The sequence below is a fragment of the Candidatus Sulfotelmatobacter sp. genome (assembly GCA_035498555.1).
Taxonomy (GTDB): Bacteria; Eisenbacteria; RBG-16-71-46; order RBG-16-71-46; family RBG-16-71-46; genus DATKAB01.
In genome coordinates, this window is the sequence record DATKAB010000057.1 from 1 (window position 1) to 3,897 (window position 3,897).

Here is a 3,897-nt window from a genome sequence, read left to right on the forward strand (position 1 = left end):
CGAGGCGTCGAGCGCTTCGATCGCTCCGTCGGATCGCAGCATCAGCGCCGGTGGATGCCCGGCGGTCACGATGTACTCGAGCGTCCCGGCCGCCGAGTCGGCCCGGCCGCTGAACGCGGTGAGGTGGCGCTGATCGGGAAACAGCCGGGTCGCGGCGAACACGCGTTGCAGAGCCGCGCCCGGCGCGAAGCCTTCGGGGGCCGACGAACGCCACGCCTGCTTGACCATGCCGGTCAGCATGGCAGCAGCCGCGCCCTTTCCGGCGACGTCGGCCACCAGCAGCGCCAGCCCCGGGCCCGCGATCTTCTCCCAGTCGAAGAAGTCGCCGCACAGCTCCCGGCTCGATTCGCACAAGGCCGCGCCGGTCAGCGGTCCGGCCGCGGTCGCGCGCTCGGGCATCAGGCTCTCCTGGAAGCTGCGCGCGGCCGCCAGCTCGCGCTCCATCAGCGTGGCGTGCGAGCGGTTCTCGGCGGCCAGCTTCCGCAGCTCGAGGCAGCGCCCCACCAGCGCCAGCAGCACGTCGCGGTGAAACGGCTTCTGCAGGAAGAAGAACGCGCGCTCGCGGATCGCGCGGGTCAGGCGCTGGTCGGTGTCGGTGACGCTGCCGGTCATCAGGATCACGTCGATCAAGGGATCCGCGACCTTCAGCTCGCCCATCAGATCGAAGCCGTCCATGCCCGGCATGCGGATGTCGAGCAGCGCGATGTCGAAGTGCTGCTCGGCGGCCTGCTCGATCGCCGCGCGCGCGCCGCCGGCGGCGACCACGTCACAGCTCGACTCGAGTACCCGTGCCACGGTGCGGCGATGCGCCGCGTCGTCGTCCACCACCAGAATGCGCGGGCGCCGCATGCTCAGCTCCCGCTCCCGTCGTCGACGCGCAGCAGCACCGAGACCCGGGTGCCATGCCCCGGCTCGCTCGAGATCGTCATGTCGCCGCCCACGCCCGAGAGAATCGAGCGGCAGGTCGGAAGCCCGAGGCCGGTGCCGTTGTCCTTGGTGGTGACGAACGGCTCCTCGATCTCGGTGATCTGATCCGGCGCGATGCCGCGGCCGGTGTCCTCGACCACCGAACGGATGCGATCGCCTTCCGTGCCCAGCGTAATGCGCAGCGTGCCGCCGCGCGGCATCGCCTCGATCGCGTTGGTGGCCAGGTTCAGGAACAGCTGCTCCATCTCGGCCAGGCTGCCGCGCACCGGCGGCAATCCGTCGGCCAGCTCCAGGTCGAGCCGCACGCCGGCGCGGCGCATCATGCCGTCGAGCACCTCGCAGGCGTTGCGCACCGCGCGCGACGCATCGCAGGTGCCGCCGTGCCCGGTGGTGCCGCGCGCCCAGCGCAGCATGCCGGCGAAGATCCGGCGGCAGACCTCGAGCGAGTTTTCGATCTCGGCCATGTCCTCGCTCAGCACCGCGGGGTCGAGTCGATGCTCCTCGAGATCGGCGCGAATCTGCTGCACCAGCGGCAGCACCGCCCCGAGCGCGTTGTTGACGTCGTGCGCCACACCGCGCGCCAGATGCGCGAACACCGCGTGGCGTTCGGCGGCCAGCACCTGGCGCCGCACGCGCTCCGCCGCCCGCGAGCGCGCCAGCGCCACCGCCACGGCCGGCGCGAACTGGCGCAGGATCTCGAGCTCGTGGCTGCCGAAGCTCCCGGGGTAGACCGCGCCGAGCTGCAACACCGCGAATCCGCCCTCGCGGCTGCCGAGCGCGGCGCACAGCATCGCTCCCATCGCCGGCGCGGGCTCGCCTGCGGCCCGTGGCTCGGCCGGATCGAGCACGCGCGCCAGCTCGGTCGCCCCCTGCGAGGTCCAGTCACGCCATTCGCCGTCGAGGTAGTCGAAGCCGTGGACCGCTCCGCCGTCGAGCGCGTGCAGCAACGTTTCACCAATCAGCCGCGTACTGCCGATGCGCGCGCTCTTCATCTTCTTCCACGCGATTTGCTCGGCCACCAGCTCGAGGCGATCCCCTCCCGGCTCGAGGATGTGGAGCGCCGCCGAGTGGTCGTACCGCGTCAACTGATGGAGCCCCGCCAGGATCTGATAGTAGAGATCCTTGGGCGCGAGATCGCGCAGGATCTTGAGATCGATGCGGGAGCGCACTTCGGCCAATCGCTCGCGATCGAGCAGGCGCACGCGCTCGCTGATCTCGACGGCGATGCGCTGGAGCGCATGCCGCTGGGCGGTGCTGAAGGTACCGTCCGAACGGCGCGCCACCAGCGCGCCCCAGTGGCGCGAGCGGCGCTCGAGCCGCGCGCTCAGCACCCCCAGCGGAATTTCGGGATCCGCGCCGCCGGCCAGCGCGGTCAGCAGGGTGGAATCCCAACCGTCCTCACGCGGCTGCGCGGCGCGCAGCCGGGCGAGCGGTGCGCCGGGCCGGAGCGTCGCCACGCACACCGCGTCGGCGCCGAGCAGCTTGAGCGTCGCGCGCAGCCACGGATGCAGGATCTTGTCGACGTCGCGGGCGCCGCGCAGCAGCGCGGTGGTCTCGACGATCACCTGCGCCACCTCGGCGGTGAGATCGGGGAGCTCGGTGCCGCGTCCGTCGCTCACGCCGTGATCCTCGCTTCGCCGCAGTAAACATTCATGCGCCCCTCGCGCAGGAAGCCGATCAGCGTGAGCCCGGCGGCCTGGGCCAGCTCGAGCGCCAGCGAGCTCGGCGCACCGACCGCCGCCAACACCGGAATGCGCGCCCGAGCCGCCTTGAGCACGATCTCCGCGCCGGCGCGCCCGCTCACCCACAGCACTCCGGCCGACGCCGGATAGCGCCGGGCGCGGATCAACCAGCCCGCAATCTTGTCCACCGCGTTGTGGCGTCCCACGTCCTCGCGCAGCGCCTCGGGCTCGAGCCCCGGCTCAGCGCACCATGCCGCCGCGTGCAGGCCGCCGGTCGCGGCGAACGTCCGCTGCACCGAGGCGAGCCGCGCCGGCAGCTCGACCAGCCGCGCCGCGCTCACCCGCGTTTCGACGGCGAGCGGCGCGAGCCCGGCGCGCAGCGATTCGAGATGCGCGCGGCCGCACAGTCCGCACGCCGCGGTCGCCGCGAAGTGGCGCTCGAGCTTCGACCAGTCGAGGCTCACGCCGGGCGCGAGCCGCACCTCGATCCGGTCGGCTTCGTCGGCACACGACGCCGGCTCGGCGGCGAGCCCCGCCACGTCGGCCTCGCCACGGATCACGCCCTCGCCGGCGAGGAAACCGAGCGCCAGCTCCTCGTCGTCACCCGGCGTGCGCAGCGTCACCGCGAGCGGGCGGCCGTCCACGCGAATCTCGAGCGCGCGCTCGACCGCGATGGCGTCGTCGAGCGTCTCGCGCCCGGCCGCGCTCCAGCGCGTGACCGGATGAGTCGTCACGCGGGGGTCGTTCATGTGCGGGAAGACCTCGGTGCGAAAACGCCGCGAGTCAAACCTTCGGGTGCGGCGTTCGCACCGCCCGCGTGCCGTCGGGCATCGTCTCGACGGTGTAGTCGGCGAACATCGACGGCGCTTCGCTCTGCATCAGGCGCAGCATCTCGAGAGCGACCTTCCGGATCTCGACCTCGGCGAACTCGCTGCCGCGCATCTCGATGAAGTGGCGCAGGGCGCGCGCGTTGCCGGTCACGAAGATCTTGGTCTCGGTGGCGTTGGGCAGCACCGAGCGCGCCGCCTGTCGCGCCAGCTTGCGGCGCAGCGTCTTGTCCGACAGATCGGAGTACTTCTCGACCAGGCCGGCGATCAGCCGGTCGTAGGCGGCACGCGCGGCGTCCACCGCCTCGGTCCACACCGCGTGAAGCGCCGGATCGGAGGCGATGACCTCCGGCTCGATGAAATCCGAGTCCGATTCGTCGACGTAGCGCTGCGACAGCTGCGAGTAGGAAAAGTGCCGGTGGCGGATCAGCTCGTGGGTGAACGAGCGCGAGACGCCGGTG

At 71.9% G+C, this 3,897-nt stretch carries 4 protein-coding genes; all 4 read right to left on the reverse strand.

From position 1 onward, the window contains the following. Nucleotides 1-849: response regulator (locus tag VMJ70_05420; protein HTO90551.1), on the reverse strand; the 849-nt coding region annotated here is incomplete at its 3' end. A 2-nt stretch (nucleotides 850-851) separates the two neighbouring features. Beyond that, the gene (locus VMJ70_05425; GenBank protein ID HTO90552.1) at nucleotides 852-2,546 is read right to left on the reverse strand and encodes an ATP-binding protein; all 1,695 of its coding nucleotides are present in this window, start codon (nucleotides 2,544-2,546) and stop codon (nucleotides 852-854) included. Beyond that, on the reverse strand, nucleotides 2,543-3,358 hold the full coding sequence (gene fdhD / locus VMJ70_05430) for a formate dehydrogenase accessory sulfurtransferase FdhD (protein HTO90553.1): 816 nt from the start codon (nucleotides 3,356-3,358) through the stop codon (nucleotides 2,543-2,545). Before fdhD ends, VMJ70_05425 begins: the two co-directional genes overlap by 4 nt. Before the next feature lie 34 nt (nucleotides 3,359-3,392). Beyond that, nucleotides 3,393-3,897: FAD-dependent thymidylate synthase (gene thyX, locus VMJ70_05435; GenBank protein HTO90554.1), on the reverse strand; the 505-nt coding region annotated here is incomplete at its 5' end.

Excerpts from the sequence above, each read along its gene's own strand:
- fdhD (HTO90553.1), bottom strand. The coding sequence starts at position 3,358 with ATGAACGACCCCCGCGTGACGACTCATCCGGTCACGCGCTGGAGCGCG.